The organism is Paenibacillus sp. FSL H8-0168 (assembly GCF_038592955.1).
GTDB classification, from domain to species: domain Bacteria; phylum Bacillota; class Bacilli; order Paenibacillales; family Paenibacillaceae; genus Paenibacillus; species Paenibacillus polymyxa_B.
This window is the reverse complement of the sequence record NZ_CP151948.1, coordinates 5562606-5584545: the sequence shown is the minus strand read 5'-3', so window position 1 is coordinate 5584545 and position 21940 is coordinate 5562606. Positions and strand designations below refer to the sequence as shown.

The following is a 21940-nucleotide window of genomic DNA, read 5'->3' as shown; positions in this document are numbered from 1 at the left end:
GAGATCATGCAAAGAAAATATCCCAATCTATGTAAACCAATTACAATTGGAAATGTGACTTTCAGAAATAGAATGTTTGGCTCTCCTATGGGAGGTACAGATATTACAGCTGACTGCACTATTGGACCGAAATCTACAGCTTTTTATGAATTAAGAGCAAAAGGCGGTGCTGCGTCAGTTACGGTCAGCGAAGTCGTGGTTCATCCTGAGACGGAAGCTTCCCATATGTACCATCTGGATCTGGGGACAGTAGATTCTCTTGCTAGTTTTACCTATACTGCAGACGCTATTCGCCGTCACGGGGCAATTGCCAGTGTGGAATTGTCTCATTCTGGACAGTATGCAGGAACTTATCTGACTGACAAAAATAAGAAACAAGGACTTGCTCAGTGGGGACCCAGCCCCGGAGTACGCCCGGATGGCAGAGAAGTAAAGGAACTTTCGCAAGAACTAATTGATGATATCGTAGCAGCTTATGGTAGATGTGCTGGACTGGCCAAGAGAGCAGGTTATGAAATGATTATGGTTCATGGCGGACATGGATGGTTGATTAATCAGTTTTTTTCTCCTTATTTCAACCGCAGAACAGACAAGTATGGCGGAACTTTGGAAAACAGGGTGCGTTTTGCACAGGAGGTTCTGGACAGTGTCCGTGAAGCGGTGGGTTCTGGCTTCCCAATCGAGTTTAGAATGAGTGGTTCGGAGTTATTTGAAGGCGGCTATGACCTGACAGAAGGTATAGAAATTGCTAAATTAATCGAATCAAGAGTCGATTTACTCCATGTATCTGCTGGAACCTATCAGACAGGCTTTGGTATCACACATCCTTCGATGTTCTTGCCTCATGGAAGTAACGTTTATCTTGCAGCAGAGATTAAGAAGCATGTAAGTGTTCCGGTTGCAACGGTCGGCGGATTAAATGACCCGGCTCAAATGGAAGAAATCATTGCTAGCGGTCAGGCGGATGTTGTTGAAATGGCTCGCGCACTGCTTGCTGATCCAGAGCTTCCAAGAAAGGTGATGAGCAACCGCGACGAGGACATTATTAAATGTCTGAGATGCTTCACCTGTATGGCAGAACGTGCAGAAACATCCACAAGACGCTGTACGGTTAACCCATTAATTGGTCGCGAGATGGATGGAACAGAAATTTACCCTTCCCCTAATCCACGCAAGGTTTTAGTAGCCGGTGGAGGCCCAGGCGGGCTTTATGCAGCTCTTACTGCAGCCAAACGCGGACATAAAGTTATTCTATGTGAGAAGGCTGACGAGGTAGGCGGTATTTTGAGGGGAGAGCAGGCGATTCCTTTTAAATATGAGATGTATGAATTAGGTGTTACTCTCGGAAAGCTGGCTAAAGACGCTGGCGTTGAGATCCGTTTGAATACACCTGTTACTAAAGAGTATGCAGAGAAAGAAAATGTTGATGCGTTAATTATAGCAGCTGGTTCCGCAGCAATTGTTCCTCCAATTCCTGGATTGAATGGTGATAACGTAGTCATTGTTAATAACTACTACCTGGAGCAGGACAGGGTCAGCGATAGCGTAGTCGTATTGGGAGGAGGTCTGGCAGGCTGTGAAGCAGCCATTCACCTTGCTCAGGAAGGTAAGACTGTTCATCTGGTAGAGATGAGAGCAGAGCTGGCTCCGGATGCTAATATTAGACATCGTCCCATTATGTTAAAAGAAATCGAAAAGAATAACATTCAAGTTCATTTAGGATTTAAAGGGCTGAATGTTACACAAGAAGGTGTTGTTTGCGCTGATCAAAATGGTGAAGAACATCTTGTTCCAGGTACTTCAGTCATTTGTGCGCTTGGACAACGGCCAAGAAGAAACGTAGTAGATGAGTTAATTGATTGTGCACCTTATGTCGCACAAATCGGAGATTGCGTTAAGGCATCTACCATCACGACTGCAATATATCAAGGATATCATGCAGCGCTTGATATCTGATTATCTGCGACTCACTATCACTGCCCGGCATGTGATACTTCAGGAGTCTAAGAGAGGCACTCGAACATAGCGGTTCAACACAAATCGCACAGCTCCTGCAAATGGGTACAACATTGCGCAAGAGCTGTGCGATATTTTTTTAAGGATTAAGGCAATATTCCAAGTGTGAAAGTTAATTGCCAAGCAATCTTACTTCATGCACCGTCGGGGTATACCAGTTGTTTGGATTATTGAATAGCACTGCATTTACAAGGTTAATTCGCACGTAGCGAGCTTGAAAATTGACTTTGTCACTGGTAAAACCATACGTGGTATTACCTGTGCGATCAATCGTGGAGTAGTTAACTCCATCCATGCTGTATTCAATTTTATATTTGTAATACGCTTCAGATCCTTTGTACATAAACCATGAAATTTCCACTTCGCTGATGGTCTTGGTACTGCCTAAATCGACCTGCCACCAAGCGGGCCAGGATGCGGAAGCAGCCTTCCACGAGGTTTGGGCGTTGCCATCGTTCGCCAGTGAAGCTGGAGAACTGGATGCGGCTGAGCTAGCAGTCGCTGTTTTGCCCTGTGCGTGATTCACAAGGGATGGTAGGATTACTGTGCCTGTCGCAGCATCCAGATCCCAGCTACTGTACCAGTTCAGGGTTGCTGTTTTGTTGGAGTCATTCAGAGTTAGTGGCAACCAGATGAATTTGTGGTCGCTCAGGTTGAGCGGATTCCAGCGGTCGCCCATATAGATGTAGCTGGTTCCTGCGCTACCCGTAATCGTGGCGATGGAATGGATTTGCGAGCCGTAAGCCGCCGGATCACCGAAGGGTGACAGAGCAGACCAGCTTCCAGTCATGGAGCTGGCGGTTGCGTAAGCGCCCTGATTCGGATACCAGCCAGATGCCTGCGAGGTGAACAGGTAGTAGGTATTGTTCTTTTTCACAACAGCAGGAGCTTCGCGATAGCCATTTTCAAAAATCCAGCCAACGAACGCCTGCACACCTGTATAATCGGCTGTCAGCCTGAAGATCGCCATCGTATCATTGGCGCCGCCATTTTTACGGGAAGCTGTAATAAGGTAGCCGCTACCGTCAGTATCCGTGAACACCGTCATATCACGAGACTCGTAATTCAGTGGGCGGAAGCTGCCTTGGTAGGCAAAATTTCCGTCGGGTGTATCGCTGGTAGCGACGGCTACACGACCTAGTGAGTAGTCCGTGCCATTTTCATAGTGCGCCCATAGTACATATTTTCCGGTGGTTTTGTTGTAGATAACTTTGGGACGCTCGATTTTGCTGGAATTCAGCTCAGGGGCGGAATCTTTGGTGAGAATACTGCTGCGGAAGGACCAATTTTTCAAATCGGTTGAGGTATATACGTTCACTTTTTCAAATTTCCAGTTTTCGGCGTGCTCGCCGTACCAATAATAAGTAGAACCTACTTTTAGAATATTACCGCTGTTCGCCTGAATCGGGTTACCTGCGGTGTCTTTCCAATCCGTTCCGTTCGTAATGGCTGTGCTTGCTGTTGCGCTCAGGGATAGTTCGGCATTGGCGACGTCCAAGCCATTCAGCGCTTGGTTCACCTCGGTCCCGTAGGTTGCTTGCGTAACGCCTGTTGTATTGGCATGTGCTGCACAGGGTTGAAAACTCGCACTGGCCACTGCGAATAGGATACAAATCCATGCGGCTAACCATTTGCTGCTGTTGATCCACTTCACGATATCGTCTGCCTCCTTTAACACGGATAGGATGGGCCGAAACGGCTTGTCCGGCACCTCATCTTCGATTTTATCCTAATTGGAAGCGTCTACAAGTGGAATAAATTGAAGTCTTTAGCATGGTGAAACTGTTGTTAGGAGAAAGGACAAATCTGATCATTACATACAAAATAGGTATATAGATATTTGAAACTTTGGGGAAAGCTCGTCAGTTATGTGGGAAGTGTTTGTGATTGTGCGTTTTGTCATTGACACGTTCACATTATTTCAAATTTAAAGTGACTGGAATCACATAAACGGTTACTTTATGTGGGTATACTGGGTTTTAAATTGAGGATTAACAAATGGGACATATGTTGAAATACCCTTTGTTATCTTATTTTGGAGAGAAGAGGGATACAAAGATGCTAAGTGAGCAAACCATTGCAACGATCAAATCGACTGTACCTGTTTTGGAGGTACACGGAACTACAATCACCAAGCGTTTTTACCAGATGATGTTTGAAGCCCATCCCGAGCTTCTCAATATATTCAATCACGCGAATCAGAAGCAAGGACGTCAACAGGGAGCGCTGGCCAATGCTGTATATGCGGCTGCACAGCACATTGACCGCCTGGAGGAAATTCTTCCGGTGGTACGCCAGATTGCACATAAGCATCGCAGTTTGGGAATTAAGCCAGAACATTACCCTATCGTCGGAAAATATCTGCTCGCTGCGATCAAGGACGTACTGGGAGATGCGGCTACAGACGAGATCATTGCCGCATGGGCCGAGGCCTACGGTGTGATCGCTAATGTATTTATAGACGTGGAAGCTGAAATGTACAAGGAGGCTGGACAGCAGCAGGGAGGCTGGTCAGACTTTAAAAGCTTTGTTGTGCAGAAAAAGGTTAAGGAAAGCGACCAAATTACGTCCTTTTATCTGGTGCCGCAGGATGGACAGGTGCTGCCTGAATTCGAGCCTGGGCAATATATCAGCTTAAAGATGGAAATTCCGGGCGAACATAATACCCACATCCGTCAATACAGTCTTTCGGATGCCCCAGGCCAATCCCACTACCGGATATCTGTAAAGCGCGAGGATGCCGCAGAGTCCCGTCCGGCAGGTAAAGTATCCGTGTATCTGCATGAGCAGGTGCAAGAGGGCGATGTGCTCCAAGTATCTGCACCGGCGGGTGATTTTACGCTGGATCGGGCAGATCGCAGACCTGTTGTGCTGATCAGCGGCGGGGTCGGGCTAACCCCGATGGTTAGTATGTTGGCTTCCTTAGTGAAATCTGCTCCGCATCGACCTATCACCTTTGTCCACGCAGCAGTCAATGGGGATAACCATGCTTTGCGTAATGAGGTAGAAAAGCTGGTCGCCACACATGCACAGGCTGCAGTTCGTTGGTGTTACAGCAGACCAACGGAGCAGGATCGGCTGGCACAGGCTTTTCACAAGGAAGGCCGTTTGGATCTGGCCTGGTTGCAATCCGTGATACCAGAACGTAACGCACAATATTACTTTTGTGGCCCTGAGGGATTCATGCAATCGGTATACGGCCTGTTGAAGGAGTGGAATATCCCGGCTTCAGATATCCACTATGAATTCTTTGGCCCTGCCAGCGCATGGGAAGCAGAAGCACAATGACACAATGAGACATCAAAAAAGACGAAGGATATTTATCCTTCGTCTTTTTTGCGATGATTACAATCGGAAATCCTGCTCATTGGGTACTACTTTTCAAAGTGCGCTCCTGTTTTCATAACAAGGGAGTACGCAAAAATTCCATACCTCGCGGCATATATGGGCGTAAAGCCTCCGGAATACGGATCGAACCGTCCTCTTGCTGATGATGCTCCAGCAACGGGATCAAAATCCGGGGCGAAGCAACTGCTGTGTTGTTGAGCGTGTAGCAATATTGCAGCTTGCCATCCGCATTGCGGTACCGGATGTTGGAACGGCGCGCCTGGAAATCAAGCAGCTGGGACGACGAATGTGTCTCGCCGTAAGCTTGGCGACTGGGCATCCATGTCTCAATGTCCACCTGCTTGTAGGTTTTTTGCGCCATGTCGCCTGTACAGACAGCCATCTTGCGGTAGGGCAGTTCCAGCAGTTGAAGCAGGTCTTCCGCATTGCGCGTAATCTCCTGAAACATCTGTTCCGAAGCGTCCAGGCTAGCTTCGCAGATGACGACCTGCTCAACCTTGGCAAACTGGTGGACACGATACAGTCCGTGTACATCCCTTCCGGCTGAGCCGACTTCATTGCGAAAGCATACGGACACGGCTGCCAGCCGAATCGGGTCCGCAACATCCACGATCTCACCGCTGTAATACGAGACCAGCGGCACTTCCGAAGTGCCTACAAGCCACTGATCCTCTCCTGTGATGCGGTACGTCTGATCCAGTCCGAGCGGAAAAAAACCAGTGCTGCGCATCGCCTCTGCACGTACCATCAGTGGAACGTCCAACAACTGGAATCCGCGTGCAGTCAGCAAATCCACCGCAAGCTGCTGCACAGCCCGATGCAATGCAACCCCTGCTCCCGTCAGATAGTAGTTACGGGTACCGGCTGTTTTGACACCCCGAGGGACGTCGATAAGCTTGTGAAGCTCACCGAGCGCCATATGATCCTTTGGTTCAAATCCGAAGTTCGGAACCGACCCGACCCGCTCCAGTTCTACATTATCCTCATCCGATCTTCCCCGTGGCGTATCTGGCGATACGATATTAGGCATCAGAAGCAAAAGCTGTTGAAACTGTTCCTCTACTTCCTGTTGCGGGGCTTCCAGAAGATCTAGCTGTCCGTTAATTTCTTTGACCTGCCGCTTCGCCCCTTCTGCCTGTTCACTCTTGCCGGCATGGATTAGCGCACCAATATCCTGACTACACTGATTACGCTTCTGTCGAAGCTGTTCCACTTCCTGAAGTAGCTGTTTTCTCCGATCATCCAGGGTCAACAGCTCTGCGACCGATACCTGTATTCCTTTGCCGTCTGCTGCTGTCTGAACCCGTTCTTGATGCTCTCTGATCCATTTGATATCCAACATGACACCGCACTCCTTTTCGGATAAAAATACAAAAAGCGCCCTCATCCACATGGGACGAGGAGCGCTTTGATCTCGCGGTGCCACCCAAATTGACCAGACAGCATGACAGATGTCATAACTCTCCAATCCACTTTGCTCCGCTGTAACGGGCGGCTCCGGTTTACTTAGGTACATATCGCCATATCCTACGCTAACGTATGGTCCTTGGCGTAAACGCCTCCGAGTTGGATGCTCTTCATAGGCATAATATCGTTTGCTTTTTTGTAAGTATACGGATTTTCGGCAGGTTAATCAAGGGCATGAGTCTGTACATTGGATTAATTCCTTTTTTCATTGTGATCTCTCCAATAAAAATAAATACACAGCGTAGACTCTGCAACACATCCATGCGGATTTCATGTTTGCGAAGGGGAAAGGTAGGCTTTATTTCATATGTATATCCATTCTACTTCATCTGCGCTCATAAAACTGGAAGAATATTTAAGTAAAAGCCCCAATTTAACGTTCAAAATGGGCTATAGTCTCTATAATGACTTTTTAATTTCATGTAAAATGTAATGATTACCAAAATGGACAGCGATGGAGGAGAACATGGAGGATTTTAAAGATCGTTTACATACGATCCGCCAAGAACAGAACAAGCTGCTCAAGGAGTATCAAACATTAATCGCGGACTATGAAGCCTCAGATATCATTCTGGAGAATGAGGTTCTGCGAAAAAAGTTCGAGGATTATCAGGCTCGCTGCATTCACTTGGAAGAGCGAGTACGACATATTGAGCAGGAAAATGGAAAGCTGCGCACTGCGCTGACGGAGCAAATGCTGAGTGAAAAGGCGAATATGATCCGCATTTCGCGTGAAAAGCTGGAGACCTATTTTGCTTCCAGAACTACAGAAGGGGAAAATCGGCTGACAGCCTTTGAATATGGGGCTAAAAACCGAGTGGACCAGCTTATTCAGCAAACTACGCATGAGCTTAAAGAAGATCAGGACGAGATCGTCGCCAGATTACGACTGTTCTCAGAGGAGATTCGAGACCGAATTATGGAGCAACGCAGGCGGTTTCAGGAGGCCGAGCGTAAATTGCTTCATCAGACGGCAAGCGAGTTCCAGCAGTTCGGAGAAGAAGAGATCAGCGAAGAAACGATGCAGAAGCGCATGAAGCAAAATCAGTTTGAAATGAAGCTAGGCTTGAACTGGATTAACAAGCTGGGGATTTTGCTCATTATATTGGGTGTGGGAGCTGCTTTTAAATACTCATACTCGAACTGGTTTACAGGAAATATGAAGGGCGTGGCCTTCTTTCTGCTAGGAGCGTTGATGCTGGGCGGCGGGGAATGGCTGTACCGCAAGCAGAAGCAGACCTTTGCGCTCGGTATTTTGGGCGGCGGTATTTCTGTGTTGTATGGATCGATTTTTTACAGCTACTTTTTGTTAGAAATCATAGGAATGTATACAGGCATAGGCTTATCCGTACTCGTTACGGTGACCGCTGTGCTACTGTCATTAAGGTATGAATCCCGAACGATATGCTCTTTCGGTTTAGTAGGGGGATATCTCCCACTGTTTTCCTATATGGCAGCGAATGGGCTGGAAGGGAACGCTGTGTATATCGCCATGGGCTATTTGTTCCTGTTAAACTTGCTGATTCTGCTTGTATCCTTCCGCAAACGGTGGGTCGTCGTGCAATATATCAGCTTTTTGCTTAATACGCCCTTGATGATTGTGCTGGCGTGGTTATCGGAAAGCGCCGTAGCGAGCATGATGTATGCAGTCATTACATTTGCGATGTACCTCGGGATGACGCTGTGGGTGCCGTTCCGTTTAAAAACAAAACTGTCATGGCTGGATTTCTCCCTATTGGCTCTGAATACAGTCGTGAGCTGTTCCGTTCTGTACTCTCTGTTCGGCGATGCAGGCCTGGATGATTATAAAGGCTTGCTGGCTCTCGTCTTTTGCTTGGTGTACGGGGGTCTGGGACAATGGGTCCGTCGATATATTCCAGAGGAGAAACAAACCAAAATATTATTTTATGCGACTTCGTTGACCTTTGCCATCCTTATGGTTCCGTTCCAGTTTGGAGTTAGATGGTTATCCATGGGCTGGCTGATCGAAGCGGTTCTTCTTACATTATATGGACACCGTTACCGGTTGAAGGAATTGGAACGAGCTGGCTGGGGCATTTTATTACTGTGTCTGGGCGCATTCTTTTTCGTCGATTTCCCTATATATCTGTTGTCAGGATTTGAGACGGATTATTTTGGACTCAAATATACGCTCATTACACTGGGAATGTTAATCGTTACCGTCTTCTATGCGATTGAATTTAGCCGTTCGAATGCTTTCAAAAACAATCGGTTGTACGAAATGCATATCATGCAAGGATTCAAATATGTAGCTTTGGTGAACGTGTATTTCTACCTTTTGTATGAAGCAGGGCATTGGTATAACATCGTCTTATCCGACGAGTTTGCTCATTACACCTTGTACAAAGTATTGTTGTATACTTGCGTTTCGCTGGTGTTGGCTTATTTCCTGCCTAAGGTGAGGTTGCTGTATGATCGGGTGATTAAATACTACAGCTTGGCGTTGTACGTCATAGGCTACGCGCTGGCATTGGTGGTCACCGTAACGGTTCCAACCTTGCATGAAAATTATGCGCAAAATACGGCTGCTGATTATGTGGCATTGGTGGTACTCGCAGCCTTTAATGTGCTGGTATTCGTCAGCAGCAGGGATTTCCTGAATGCACTGATGACCCGACATTATAGAAGTAATGAGTTGTATCCGGTCATTATGGGTGTATATTTGCTGGGCATCATAACCGCCTTTCTCGGAGTTCAGTTCCGTCTGGGGGATGCTGGTCTTGTGTTCAGTCTGGTGTATTTGCTGCTGGCCATTTTGTATATTGTATACGGCTTCCTCAAGCGAGTGGTCTACATTCGCAGATTTGGATTGGGCTTGACCTTGCTGTCGACAGGTAAGCTGCTGTTGTATGATCTACATCTGTTAACGACAGGAAGCACGATTGTAGCCTACTTCTCTTTTGGTGTTGTACTGTTGGCGATTTCGTATATTTATCAAAAAGTATCTAATCGCATGGGAGAGACCATAATAAAGAAGGATGTTGAAGAAAATATGTAGTTTTCTGTTGTATTTTGTAGATACCGAACATTATGAAAATAAATCCGGTAATAGTGAAAAATTATGCATGACCTTACATCCTACTTACGCTATAATGAGTAAAAATTATTTATGTACGCATGCTCATGTTTATGCGTAAGTAGAGAGAATGAGGGGGATATAATGAATTTGAGCAAGGGGCAGAATAGCCTGTCTGATAAAAATGAACGCTTCTCGTCTGCTGGATTCATATTGGCGGCGATCGGGAGTGCGGCAGGACTAGGTAACATATGGAAATTTCCGTATATTACAGGACAATATGGCGGAGCTGCATTTTTCTTATTGTTTATTGTCTGCCTGTTGCTTGTTGGTTTGCCTGTACTTTTAGCGGAGCTTGCGCTTGGTCGTGCAGGTCGAGGAAGTGCTGCTTCTGCAATGGTAAAAGTAGGCGGTCATCCGATTTGGGGCAAGATGAGCATCATGTTTGTTATCGTGCCGTTTGTTATCTTATCGTTCTATGCCATTGTAGGCGGCTGGACACTGCATTATGCCGTTGAGGCATTTAGCGGAAATCTGTTTTCGAATAATGATTTTGCTGGACAGTTCGCTTCTTTTTCCTCCGGCTATGCGCCGTTGGTTTGGCTGTTAGTTGTTTTTGCATTTACAGCAGTCGTGGTAACTCTTGGGGTATCGAACGGGATTGAAAAGTTCAATAAAATTTTGATTCCTGCCAAGGTCATCCTGTTGCTTGTGTTGATGATTAACGCTCTTATGCTGCCAGGCTCTGGTGCGGGCGTATCCTTCTTTCTGAATCCCGACTTCTCTAAGCTAAGTATAGAGTCTGCATTGGTTGCTTTGGGACATGCCTTCTTCTCACTCTCACTGGGGATGGGAATTATGATCACGTACGGTGCGTACGTAGATCGCCGTCAATCGCTGGGTGGAGCCATGCTGGCCGTTGGTGGCGGAGATTTAATCTATGCGTTTATCGCAGGTATGATTATTTTCCCTACAACCTTCTCCTTCGGAATTAATCCGGCTCAAGGACCATCGCTGGTTTTCATTGCTTTACCGGCTGCTTTCTCGGCAATGCCTTTTGGTGCATTCTTCGGCGGTTTGTTCTTCGTACTGCTGGCGGTTGCTGCATTAGGTTCTATGGTATCCTTGCTGGAAGTTCCAGTTGCCTATGTCATGGAGCGTATGCGTTGGAGCCGGGTTCGCTCCGTTCTCGTCGTATCGGTCCTGTGCTTGATGCTGGGCGTCCCTTCTGCATTGTCCATGGGGCTGGTGCCGGAACTAAAAGTAGGGGATAAATCGTTCTTTGATTTCGTAGACTTTACCGCATCCAACATCTTCTTACCGTTAGGCGGTTTGTTGATTGTTATATTCACAGGTTATTACTGGAAGACTGCGGCTGAGCATGCGAACATCAAACCCTTCTGGTTCAACGTATGGTTATTCGGTCTTCGGTATGTTGCACCGATCCTGATGTTGTTGGTCTTCCTTCATACCTCAGGTATCATCAAATTTTAAGAGAATAGAATACTAATAAAAAGGCATTTTCTTCCTAAGGGAAGAGATGCCTTTTTTTGTATATCTATCAGTGGTTACCTAACTGTGGAAAGGAATGATATAATAAAAACATTGTCATTAATTTTAACTTCATTGAAATCATTACGATTATGAAGTTTTATATAATGAATGAAAAGGCTACAGGGCATCGCAGACGATGTGCAGGAGAGGGAAAGGGCAGAAGAGCATTGAAACAGACAGGGAGCTTGAATTTGCAAGAAGGACGGCGGCTGAAATGAAGTCTAATCGGTTGTCGTCACAACGTCGTTATATGCCAGGTTTGGATGGTTTAAGAGCGCTGGCAGTTATCGCAGTCATTGTGTATCATCTGAATCCGGATTGGTTGCCGGGTGGTTTGTTGGGTGTGGGCGTGTTTTTTACTTTGTCGGGGTATCTGATTACAGATATTTTGGTGAGTCAGTGGGATACATATCATAGTTTTAAAATGAAAGATTTCTGGTTGCGTCGTGCCAGAAGGTTGCTGCCTGCCATGTTGACGGTTGTGGCTGTCATTGTCCTGTGCTCGTTGCTTTTCGATCCGTCACGGCTCACGGCCTTGCGCGGAGATGTACCTGCCGCATTGGTGTATATGAGCAATTGGTGGTTTATTTTCCATCAGGTTTCGTATTTTGAAAGTTTCGGCCCACCTTCTCCGCTTGGGCATCTGTGGTCGCTGGCGGTGGAGGAGCAGTTTTATATCCTGTGGCCCTTACTGCTGGCGCTCGGGCTAAAATTCATGCCCAAGCGTATTGTGCTCGCAGGCTGGGTAACTTGTCTGGCATTAATATCTGCGCTCCTGATGGCCGTGATTTACGTACCGGGAAGCGACCCGAGCCGGGTGTATTACGGCACGGATACGCGTGGATTTGCTTTACTAATTGGTGCGGCGCTGGCCTTGGTGTGGCCAAGCGGCAAGCTGAAAGAGCAAGCTTCTGCTAAGGCGCGTATGCTTCTGGACAGCATCGGTGCAATAAGCTTGCTGTTGCTTTGTCACTGGGCGTGGGCCTCGAATGAATATGACCCCTCTCTGTACCGGGGCGGCCTGCTAGGCATAGCTTTAGTCACTGCTATTGTGGTCGCAGCGTTGGCACATCCGGTAAGCCACCTTGGTCGTCTGCTTGGAATCAAACCGCTACGTTGGATTGGAGCCCGTTCCTACGGACTGTATCTGTGGCATGTTCCGGTTATCACGCTAACGACGCCTCAGGTAGATACCGATGGCGTGCATGTGCTGCGTATCATTTTACAATTGCTAGCTACCGTATTGCTGGCGTCTCTCTCGTTTAAATATATTGAGGAGCCGATCCGTCATGGAGGATTCCGCCACTGGACCACAGGAATCCGTTCTGCGGTTCGTAGACAGGCGCGGTTGAGATGGATGCCTACAACTACAGCGGCTGTGCTGTTTGTAGGTATTCTCGTGGGTACCGTCCACCTGTACGTGGCTTCTCCTGATGCAACTATTCAGGCGGCATCAAGCGATGAGAATCCAGTCGCAAAGGCAAAGGCGATGCCACCGCTTCACGGAACGGTATCCGTGGCTTCCAAGGAGCCCCAAGCCATCAAGCTGCAAGGGTCCGAGGGCAGCAAGGCGCAGACCCCAGTCCCGTCTCAAACCCAGACGCCTAAGAATACGGCGGTCCAGGCTGGTACTACGGACGATGTTACGAAAACGTCGGAACCTTCGGACAAACCCAAAGAAGCTACGCCTATGACAGGTGATGGCTCGAGTGTTACCGCCATTGGAGACTCTGTCATGTTGGATGTACAGTCGTACATTCAGGAATCCTTCCCGGGAGCTGTTGTAGATGGGCGGATCGGCCGTCAGATGGCGGAGGCGCCTGCCGTACTGGAGCAGCTAAGACAGAACGGACAGTTGGGTAAGACGGTTATTATTGAGCTGGGCACGAACGGCGCTTTCACCAAGGAACAGTTATCCGATCTGTTGGCTAGCCTGAAGGATGCGAAGCGTATTATACTTGTGAATACCCGTGTACCTCGGCCATGGGAGAGCATTGTGAACAAGCATCTTGCCGAAGCAGCGTCCCAGGACCCGCGAATTACAATGATTGACTGGTATGCAGCCAGTTCTGGTAAAAATTCATATTTCGAGCATGACGGAGTACATTTAAAACCTAAAGGTGCTAAAGCTTATGCGTCCTTGTTGGCTCAGGCCTTAACGAAGCAATCGTAATAAACTGCAATGATACTCATAAATTATGTAAATGCAAGACAAGAAAGCCACCGGGAGTAGGTTGTCCTCTGGTTGAAGCACATCCCTAAATTTTCATCGGCTAAACCTAAGGGTTTTTCCAATGTCTATTCTAAGGTGTGTACATCAACCCTGATCCGGTGGTTTTTCTTATTTTAGTATGGAGGTACATAAGCTAATGGAAAAGGGCTATTCACATAGTAGGACAATGGAGCACCGCTTGAAGAGGAACAGAAAAAGACTCATTTGGATTGCTATTTTATTATTTGTGGCAGGTTGTATTACTTTCATTGCAATAAAGGTCTCAGATAACAAAACACATGCGCCAACACAGGAGCTTGCTAAAAAGACAGATTCCGTATCCAAGGACTCATCAAAAGGTAAAGCGGTCTCTCCAAAAAGCGACCCCGAAGTAGAAGATGGTGCCTTTGTCGAAAAATATTTAAAGCAGCAAATGCTAGGGCAGATGCCCGATGGAGCCGATGGTAAAAAAGTGGCCTACTTATCCTTTGATGATGGTCCATCCGTGACGGTAACACCTAAAATATTGGACATTCTGAAAAAACAGAAGGTCAAGGCAACCTTTTTTATCGTAGGAAAAGAAGCCGATGAAAATGAACATACCAGGAACATTATTAAAAGAATTGTTAAAGAGGGTCATGCGATAGGAAACCACACGTACTCTCATAATTATAAGTATTTATATCCTAACAGGCGGGTAAGCACGGACCATGTTATGCAGGATATTGAGAGGAACAATAAGGTGTTAAAAAGTATTCTAGGGCCAGAATTCACCACAAGAATGATCCGGTTTCCGGGGGGCCACATGACATGGAATAGAAGAGATCCACAGGGGATGGCTGCTTTGGATAAAGTTTTACTTCAAAAGGACTATCATCAGGTAGATTGGAATGTATTAACGAAGGATGCAGAGGGAGCATCGAAGAAAGCCCCCGGACTAATCAACCAATTTATGAGGTCAGTGAAAGGTCGAGAAAAAGCCATCATACTCATGCATGACACCTATGGTAAAGAGGAAACTGCAAAAGCTTTGCCGCAAATCATAGAGTATTTAAAGAAACAGGGATATGAGTTTAAGGTTATGAAGTAAGATATGTTTATATATAAGAAAAGGACGGGGCTGATGGCCACCGTCCTTTTTTGCAATTAGGGTTTATCGTTCGCGTGTTTAGATACGCTCTGCTTCACCCATCGCCTGAATGAAAGCTCCGATACCTTTGGGGTCGTTGGTTATAATCGGCTCGCTGATATAGTAAGCGAAGGTACCATCCCGACGATCTTTACCACCCAAACCGCTTACTTGCACCGTTTTGTTCAGATTCACGAGTCCTTCTTCAGTGATCGTGATAAATTCATCGATAATTCCCTTACGGATGATTTCTGCTTCTTGACGATATTGCTCTGGCAGATAGCCTTTGCGAACGCCCTTGGCAATAGCATAGAGAATCATGCAGGAAGCAGAGGCTTCCAGATAGTTTCCTTTCACATGGCCCAGGTTGAGCACTTGATAAAAGACTCCACTTTCTTTATCACGCACTTTCAGCAGGGCTTCCAGTGTTTCCGTCAGCATATCAATCAGGACGGGACGGTCTGCATGATCCTCTGGAATATAGTCCAGCACGTCAACGAGTGCCATAACGAACCAACCCATCGAGCGTCCCCAGAAATTTTTAGAGCAGCCTGTTTCCGGGTTGCACCAATGCTGCTCACCCTTCTCATCCCAAGCATGGTAGAGCAGACCTGTTTCAGGATCACGCGTATGTTCGTAGCAGAGCTTGAATTGCAGGGTCACATCGTCAAACTCTGATGGATCTCCGAATTCGCGGATGAATTCAGCATAGAACGGGGCACCCATGTACAAGCCGTCGAGCCAAATTTGATACGGATAAATTTGCTTATGCCAGAATGCGCCCTCGCTTGTGCGTGGGTGTTTTTCCAGCTGACTGCGTAATTGGTAGGCTGCCTTTTTGTATCGTTCATCTCCTGTGGCACGATACAGCGAGAAGAGCAGCTTGCCGTTATTCACGTGGTCAATATTGTACTCATCTACTTTATAGCGCTGAATTACGCCATTTTCGTCAACAAAATGGTCCATATGTTTTTTTATAAATTCCATGTACTTGGGATCGCCTGTCAGTTCGCCAACCCATTCCAGACCTCTGTAAATGACACCGTGGTCATATTCCCATTTTTCATAAAATTCCGGGCTCCGTTGCAGAACGGAATCGCTCATACGTACAGCCCAAGAATCTGTTTTTGTAGGACTGGTGGTTGGTTGTGATGTTGGATTTGCCATGATACAGTCACCTCTTTAGTAAATGTTTAATCTGTAATTGTTATTGTTGTTACATAGATGGAGTGTGTGTCTTAGGGTCAACGGGTTTGTTCTTGAAGCCCACGTTATTGTTACCCCAGCACCGATCGTAATGGAAGCCTGTCAGTTCCTCGAATACCTTCCGGGCTTCCGGTTTGGCTGATTTCATGGAGCCACCGTTTTTGAGGCGGTCAATTTCGGCGATTAGCTTCTTGTGGCTGTCAATATCCAGCTTCATCACGACAGAAGCAATCATACCGATGATCGCGAGAACGATAGTACCAACCACAAGTACATAAAAGATGGCGTGCTGAGCAGCAACGGGCTGACTATCAGCCCCGGATACAAAGCCAAAATGCTGTAACACCCAGCCGAGAATGAAGACGACAACGGCCCGCACCATTTTTCCGGCAAAAGTCATCATACCTGCATAAATACCTTCCCGGCGACGGCCGGTCAACGCTTCATCCACATCGGCAAGGAACGTGTATTGATTCCAAGGGATGTAGTAGACGCCCCCAGTACCAAGTCCCATGAACAGGGTGATGACATATAGCCATACCATCGTATTAGAGGCTCCCGTTATATAGAGCAGGCCGTAACCTGCTACGCTAAAGCAAACGACAACGAGTGCGGCGATGAAAGGCATACGGAACCCTTTACGCACACAGAATTGGATGAAGAAATAGGTAGAAATCAATTGAATGACAGAGTTAAAGCTGTTCAAATTGGATACCATCTCCGAGCTTTGGAACAAGGAGAAGACAATAAAGTACGTAAAAGCAGAAGTAAACAGCCACTCAGCTGAAAAGCCGCCCAGGTACATCCCGAGATGATGACGGAACGTCTTGACTCGGAAGGTAGAGGAAATGTCGACAAACAACTTTTTCATCGAATCTATAAAGGAAAGCGGAGCTTCACCTTCCAGTTCCTTTTGCAGTTCCTCACTTGGACGTTCCCAGGAGTTTTTGTATAAGAATGCCATCGCAATCAGCAGAATAGCTGCAAAAACGAGACCGGTATAAAAGAAAGGCAATGGAGAGTCTTTGCCATACTCGGCAATAAAGCGACCAGGGATAAAAGCGGCAGCGAAATTGGCAATTTTGCCAAACATGGCCTTCCATCCAGTCAATCTGGAGCGTGCGCCGAAGTCCCGGGTCATCTCCGACGCTAGTGCTTCATACGGCACCATGACAGAGGTATACACCAGTTCAAACAGCACATACGTACTCAGGTAATACCAGAAGCCCAACCCATCTACCCAAAGCATCGGATACACGAGCATCAGCGGGATACCCATCATGATGAAAAAGCGACGTCTGCCGAATTTACGGCCCAAGCGGGTCCGGTGAAAGTTATCGCTGATAAAGCCCATGACCGGATTGCTGACAGCATCTATGATGCTGGCAACAGAGAAAATGGCCGCGGCCTGAACGGGAGACAGTCCGCAAAAGGTTGTATAAAAGTACATTAACCACGCACCGCTAATAGCAAGTGCGCCACTTCCCAGCATGTTACCGCTTCCATAGGCGAGTGTATGTTTCAGTGTGATTCTTCGTTCCATGATCTGTTCACCTCATATTTTGTCTGGTTATGAGGACAATCACCGGTCGCTATATTATGCAGAATTGTCTAAGTTGGTAGATGGGCCAGGGCGTCCTGAGTTGGAAGGGGCGTTTAGCGTGCCCCTATATTAGTGCCGCTCGGTGTTCCCGAGCCGATCAGATCGCTTCCTTTGGCCAGCTTAAGGAAATCACCTAGCTGGATGGAACCGTCTGCACTTCGAGTGATAGAAGGCGTGAGACTAACAAAGTCGTCTGCACTGACTACCAGACCTTTGGCATTTGCCGATTTTTTGTTTTTCCACCAAACGCTAGAGTTGTCTTGATCTGTACCGCTTGTTTTGTCACTAGCGCTTCCCTCAAAGGAAAGATTGTTTATGAACACGTGATCACCCTTGTCAAAAGCAAAATTACTTTGTCCATTGTCCCACGAAGTATTATTGGTCAACGTAATGCTGCCGGGGTTGCTATTGTAGGTGAAGCCGTGTTTTTTGTTCTGGAAAGCAATGCTGTTTTTCACAATATGGTTGACTTTGATTTTGTCTCCACCCAGCTTAAAGCCGTTGCCGTCGCTGTTCGCGGTAGACGTTCCATCTGCGGTCTGCCCGTTGTGGTGGGCCACACTGTTCAAAATGGTTACTTCGCCGATGGGACCCGTTTCGGTTTTGCTATACAAATCCCAGCCATCGTCTACGTTGTACGCAGCCAAGCAGTTATCAAACACATTGCCTGATCCCACAGTCAATTTGGCAGCGAAGCCATCGGCATCCTCACCATTATCGGGATCAGCGTTATCGTGAGAGTAAGAATTCAAAATCAAATTGTTCGATGGCCACTCACTAGTGGAAGCGTTAGGGGAGTAACGTCCAAGCTGAAGTCCAGTATCCCGGTTGTGGTGGGTTTCCACATTTTCGATTCGGTTATTGCTGCCGCCGATATAGATACCATTATCTCCGGCACCCTTTACTTCAAGGCCCTTTACCAGCCAAAAGTCTCCGTTAAGCTGAAGTCCACGATTCGCTGAACCAAAGGCTTGAGCAGAGAAATCAAGTACCGGCTTTTCACTACCGTAAGCGACCAACCCTTTGAGTGAGCCGTTATTGCCGCTATTTTCACGCTGAATTGTAACCGTTGAGGAGTAGGTGTAGTTACCACCGCGCAGGTAAATGGTTTTACCAGGAGCAATTTGTGTAAGTGCTGCTTCGAGCGTGGTAGGACTGGATATTGTACCCGGATTGGACACGTTACCATTTGGCGCTACATACAAATCACCTGCCGCTAACGTTGTGGAGACGGTGGTTGAGTCGGTTGTACTAACTGCCTCTTCTGTGAGTGCGGAAGAAGGGATGTCGTTGGATAACGTATCTGCGTAAGCGGTTCCAATAAGGCAAGAAGAAGCAAAAACAAAAGAAACACCGAGTCTTAGAGCGTTAAAGCCGGTTTTTGGACGATCATTTCGTTTATACATGTAATTTCCTCCTTATTTGAGCTCATATTTTAAAAGAAGATAGCATCTATAAAAGTGACTCATGCTGTCTTTCCACTAAAAACAGGACACCTCCTGGGGGAACAGATTGATCTACTATTAGTCCAAAACGCTCTAAGAAGTATATGCACAGTGTAATATATGTTAACGTTTGCATCAACAGTTTTTTACTGTTTTTTTTGATATTGTGAAAAAAAGTTCACACTTTTGTTTCAACTAAAAATGCAATTTTGCCAGACTGGGAAAATTTGATTATACTTAAACATTATACATATAATAGGAATGAAAACTGTGAGAAAGGGTGGGTTTAGTGCATGGAGAGTGGAAATCATTTGACGGATTCAACTGTCGAACAATTGCAGAAAAAGCAGCCACGAGTGAAAAATGAGATGATCGATTGGCTTAAGGCCATTATTGTAGCCATTGTGCTCGTGTTCATTATACGTTGGCTATTATTTGCGCCATTTATTGTTGAGGGAGCGTCCATGGAACCGAATTTCAAGACAGATGAACGAGTGGTCGTGAACAAGGTGATTTACGATTTTCGTGATCCCAAGCCGAGTGAGGTTGTTGTATTCCATGTGAGAAAGGAACAAAGAGACTTTATTAAGCGTGTTATTGGAGTGGCTGGAGATACGATTCAGTATCAAGGCGACAATCTTTATGTGAACGGTAAGAAAGTAGAGGAGTCATACATTCAGGGAGCTATTCAGGATGCGCACGCCAAGGGAGAACTATATAACAATGTTGATTTTCCAAATGGAACCATAACCGATTCCAAGGTACCTGAGGGGTATATTTTTGTGATGGGTGACCACCGCAATAATAGTAGGGATAGTCGTGCTATTGGCTTTGTCTCTATTAAAGATATTGTTGGCCGTGCGGATGTGATTTTTTGGCCGGTGGATAGCGCACAATGGGTTAAGCATAAATAATATAAGAGCGCCTAAGAGGGGGGAATTCCTCACTTAAGGCGCTTTTTATTTTATAATCTCATTATATTTTTTTCGTAAACGGGTCAGGAAGCTTGCTATGGACGAAATGCTAAAGGCGCTAGGCCAATTTAAGGCTTAGCATGTGTACCATGGACAAGCCTGTTTAGGCCTGAACAGGTTGAAACCAAGAGGACTTGCGCGAACAACACGCAAGTCCTCTTTTTTTTGCATCTGGCTTCGATTCCTTGACTCAGCCTTTGACGGCTCCAGCGACGACGCCTTTAACAATGTATTTTTGCAGAAAAATAAATACGATGATCGAAGGCAGAACAGCCATTACCATCGCGGTCATGGCGTATTGCCAGTCTGACGTATACTGTCCGACAAAGGTGTAGGCGGCCAGCGTCAGCGTTTTGGTGCTGGGTGAGCCATTAACCATAAGTAGCGGAAGCAGAAAATCGTTCCAAATCCACATCACGTCGATAATGACAATGGTGGCGGTGACTGATTTCAGCAAGGGAAAAATCACGGAAAAGAAAAGCCGGAAGCCCGAGGCCCCATCGATTTTGGCGCTTTCATCAATCTCAGCCGGAATACCTTTCACGAAGCCGTGATAGATAAACACTGCCAGCGGTGCGCCGAAGCCCCAATACAGCAAGCCAAGTCCCCAAGTGCTATCTGCCAGATTTAAGTCTTTCGCCAGTCGCAAGACAGTGAGCATGATGGACTGAAATGGGATCAGCATCGGCATAATGCACAGCATGTAAATCACGGAGCTCCATTTGCCTTTGGTTCTTGCCAGCTTGTAAGCCGCGATGGAAGATATCAGTACGATACCTGCCAGTCCGACGACGGTGATAATGGTGTTATTCAGAAATAGGCGCGGATAGTCAATGAATTTCCATACATATACATAGTTATCCAGCGAAAGCTGCTTGGGCAGCGCAATAACGTCGGTCATGACCTCAGCGAAGCTTTTGAACGAATTGTTAATGGCGAGAAACAGCGGGTACAAAAATAACAGTGATAATACAATCATGCCCGCTTCTAGCAAAATACGTCCCGTACGGCTGCGTTGCATCAGGCTTCAACCTCCCTGCGTTTGAAAATAGACAATTGAATAATCGTAATGACCAGGACTGCAACGAATAAAATCAATGCTTTGGCTGTTCCGTAGCCATACAGATTGTTTTGGAACGTGTCCCGGTAAATATCATACGCAATACTGTATGTCGTACCACCTGGCCCGCCGCCGGTCAGAGATAAAATGACGTCGAACACTTTGATCGAGTTGGTCAGTGCCATGAAGACTGAGATCGTAATGGAAGGTGCGAGCATCGGTAGAATAATACTGAAAAATCTCCGAATCGGCCCCGCGCCATCGACAATGGCAGCTTCTTTTAAATCCTCTGGCACAGATTGCAAACCTGCAATATAAATGACCATGTAAAAGCCAATGGATTGCCAGATCGATACCGCCAAAATGGAAATAAACGCGAGCCCTTCCTCACCCAGCCAGCTTAGCTGGAAGATGCCCCAGCCTGTACTGTGTCCCAGTGACTCAAAGCCTTGCATGAAGATGAATTTCCATATAAAGCCGACAATCACGAGACTGAGGATATACGGGATAAAGAAAGCCGCCCGCAGCCAAGCCGAGCTTTTCAGCTTCATATCGAGAACGAGCGCCAGCAAAATGGCCAGCACATTCACCAATACAATGTAAAGAATGGCATACTTGACGGTAAACCAGGCTGCATGTGCAAAATTGGCGTCCCCAAGCAGGATTTGCTTGAAGTTATCCAGACCTACAAATTTCGGATGTTTGGATATGCCGTTCCACTTGGTCAGGGAATAGCGTATCGTCATCAAAAACGGAATATAAAATGCAATCGTAATGCACAGGATTACGGGCAGTGTGAATAAACCGAATTCCAGTTTACTGCCCTTATCGCCCCAAGTTCCCCTTTTTTTCAGCATAACGCACCTCTTTTTCTCAACATTTTCCGCTC

General features: G+C 46.6%; 14 protein-coding genes. 7 read left to right on the top strand and 7 right to left on the bottom strand.

Translation table 11 applies throughout. The annotated features are described in order from the left end of the window. Nucleotides 1-6 precede the first annotated feature (6 nt). Nucleotides 7-1956 carry an FAD-dependent oxidoreductase gene (locus tag MHI21_RS24705; protein WP_342419074.1) on the top strand — a complete coding sequence of 650 codons (1950 nt, stop codon included), beginning with the start codon at nt 7-9 and terminating at the stop codon, nt 1954-1956. 172 nt (nt 1957-2128) lie between these two features. Here MHI21_RS24705 and MHI21_RS24700 read toward each other — a convergent pair whose 3' ends face one another. Further along, the gene (locus MHI21_RS24700; RefSeq protein WP_342419073.1) at nt 2129-3670 is read right to left on the bottom strand and encodes a family 43 glycosylhydrolase; all 1542 of its coding nucleotides are present in this window, start codon (nt 3668-3670) and stop codon (nt 2129-2131) included. Nucleotides 3671-4074: 404 nt separating this feature from the next. Between MHI21_RS24700 and hmpA the strand changes: the two genes are divergently transcribed. Beyond that, nucleotides 4075-5304, top strand: a complete 1230-nt coding sequence (hmpA, locus tag MHI21_RS24695; protein WP_342419072.1) for an NO-inducible flavohemoprotein — start codon at nt 4075-4077, stop codon at nt 5302-5304. A gap of 112 nt (nt 5305-5416) precedes the next feature. Here hmpA and serS read toward each other — a convergent pair whose 3' ends face one another. Next, a complete protein-coding gene (gene serS, locus MHI21_RS24690; protein WP_341163754.1) occupies nt 5417-6706 on the bottom strand; it encodes a serine--tRNA ligase in 1290 nt (429 codons plus the stop codon). 591 nt (nt 6707-7297) lie between these two features. On the opposite strand from serS, the gene MHI21_RS24685 reads away from it, so the two are divergent. The 4 genes from MHI21_RS24685 (at nt 7298) to MHI21_RS24670 (ending at nt 14724) form a co-directional block, all read left to right on the top strand. Continuing rightward, a complete protein-coding gene (locus MHI21_RS24685; RefSeq protein ID WP_342419071.1) occupies nt 7298-9850 on the top strand; it encodes a DUF2339 domain-containing protein in 2553 nt (850 codons plus the stop codon). A gap of 162 nt (nt 9851-10012) precedes the next feature. Continuing rightward, nucleotides 10013-11362, top strand: a complete 1350-nt coding sequence (locus MHI21_RS24680; RefSeq protein WP_061829525.1) for a sodium-dependent transporter — start codon at nt 10013-10015, stop codon at nt 11360-11362. A gap of 274 nt (nt 11363-11636) precedes the next feature. Then, nucleotides 11637-13595, top strand: coding sequence for an acyltransferase family protein (locus MHI21_RS24675; RefSeq protein ID WP_342419070.1), 1959 nt, complete (start codon nt 11637-11639; stop codon nt 13593-13595). A 196-nt stretch (nt 13596-13791) separates the two neighbouring features. After that, nucleotides 13792-14724, top strand: coding sequence for a polysaccharide deacetylase family protein (locus MHI21_RS24670; protein WP_250266952.1), 933 nt, complete (start codon nt 13792-13794; stop codon nt 14722-14724). 78 nt (nt 14725-14802) lie between these two features. Here the strand turns inward: MHI21_RS24670 and MHI21_RS24665 are convergent, their stop codons facing one another. The 3 genes from MHI21_RS24665 to MHI21_RS24655 all read right to left on the bottom strand — a co-directional run bounded on the left by MHI21_RS24665 (nt 14803) and on the right by MHI21_RS24655 (nt 18978). Beyond that, nucleotides 14803-15930 carry a glycoside hydrolase family 88 protein gene (locus tag MHI21_RS24665; protein ID WP_103047202.1) on the bottom strand — a complete coding sequence of 376 codons (1128 nt, stop codon included), beginning with the start codon at nt 15928-15930 and terminating at the stop codon, nt 14803-14805. 49 nt (nt 15931-15979) lie between these two features. Then, nucleotides 15980-17512, bottom strand: coding sequence for an MFS transporter (locus MHI21_RS24660; RefSeq protein WP_025719365.1), 1533 nt, complete (start codon nt 17510-17512; stop codon nt 15980-15982). Nucleotides 17513-17625: 113 nt separating this feature from the next. Beyond that, complete coding sequence (locus tag MHI21_RS24655) at nt 17626-18978, bottom strand: right-handed parallel beta-helix repeat-containing protein (protein ID WP_342419069.1); 1353 nt, start codon at nt 18976-18978, stop codon at nt 17626-17628. 332 nt (nt 18979-19310) lie between these two features. On the opposite strand from MHI21_RS24655, the gene lepB reads away from it, so the two are divergent. After that, on the top strand, nt 19311-19931 hold the full coding sequence (lepB, locus tag MHI21_RS24650; protein ID WP_341162764.1) for a signal peptidase I: 621 nt from the start codon (nt 19311-19313) through the stop codon (nt 19929-19931). 250 nt (nt 19932-20181) lie between these two features. On the opposite strand, the gene MHI21_RS24645 is transcribed toward lepB, so the two are convergent. Together MHI21_RS24645 and MHI21_RS24640 are read right to left on the bottom strand one after the other, a co-directional pair. Then, nucleotides 20182-21012 (bottom strand): carbohydrate ABC transporter permease, encoded by an 831-nt coding sequence (locus tag MHI21_RS24645; protein ID WP_165178075.1) that lies wholly within the window; start codon nt 21010-21012, stop codon nt 20182-20184. Then, nucleotides 21012-21908 (bottom strand): sugar ABC transporter permease, encoded by an 897-nt coding sequence (locus MHI21_RS24640; RefSeq protein ID WP_165178073.1) that lies wholly within the window; start codon nt 21906-21908, stop codon nt 21012-21014. The genes MHI21_RS24645 and MHI21_RS24640 overlap by 1 nt, the downstream gene beginning before the upstream one ends. Between the last annotated feature and the right edge of the window lie 32 nt (nt 21909-21940).

What these genes read in the sequence shown, in the direction of transcription:
- MHI21_RS24705 (WP_342419074.1), top strand. Translation starts at nt 7, where the DNA reads ATGCAAAGAAAATATCCCAATCTATGTAAACCAATTACAATTGGAAAT.
- hmpA (WP_342419072.1), top strand. Translation starts at nt 4,075, where the DNA reads ATGCTAAGTGAGCAAACCATTGCAACGATCAAATCGACTGTACCTGTT.
- serS (WP_341163754.1), bottom strand. Translation starts at nt 6,706, where the DNA reads ATGTTGGATATCAAATGGATCAGAGAGCATCAAGAACGGGTTCAGACA.
- MHI21_RS24685 (WP_342419071.1), top strand. Translation starts at nt 7,298, where the DNA reads ATGGAGGATTTTAAAGATCGTTTACATACGATCCGCCAAGAACAGAAC.
- MHI21_RS24680 (WP_061829525.1), top strand. Translation starts at nt 10,013, where the DNA reads ATGAATTTGAGCAAGGGGCAGAATAGCCTGTCTGATAAAAATGAACGC.
- MHI21_RS24675 (WP_342419070.1), top strand. Translation starts at nt 11,637, where the DNA reads ATGAAGTCTAATCGGTTGTCGTCACAACGTCGTTATATGCCAGGTTTG.
- MHI21_RS24670 (WP_250266952.1), top strand. Translation starts at nt 13,792, where the DNA reads ATGGAAAAGGGCTATTCACATAGTAGGACAATGGAGCACCGCTTGAAG.
- MHI21_RS24665 (WP_103047202.1), bottom strand. Translation starts at nt 15,930, where the DNA reads ATGGCAAATCCAACATCACAACCAACCACCAGTCCTACAAAAACAGAT.
- MHI21_RS24660 (WP_025719365.1), bottom strand. Translation starts at nt 17,512, where the DNA reads ATGGAACGAAGAATCACACTGAAACATACACTCGCCTATGGAAGCGGT.
- MHI21_RS24655 (WP_342419069.1), bottom strand. Translation starts at nt 18,978, where the DNA reads ATGTATAAACGAAATGATCGTCCAAAAACCGGCTTTAACGCTCTAAGA.
- lepB (WP_341162764.1), top strand. Translation starts at nt 19,311, where the DNA reads ATGGAGAGTGGAAATCATTTGACGGATTCAACTGTCGAACAATTGCAG.
- MHI21_RS24645 (WP_165178075.1), bottom strand. Translation starts at nt 21,012, where the DNA reads ATGCAACGCAGCCGTACGGGACGTATTTTGCTAGAAGCGGGCATGATT.
- MHI21_RS24640 (WP_165178073.1), bottom strand. Translation starts at nt 21,908, where the DNA reads ATGCTGAAAAAAAGGGGAACTTGGGGCGATAAGGGCAGTAAACTGGAA.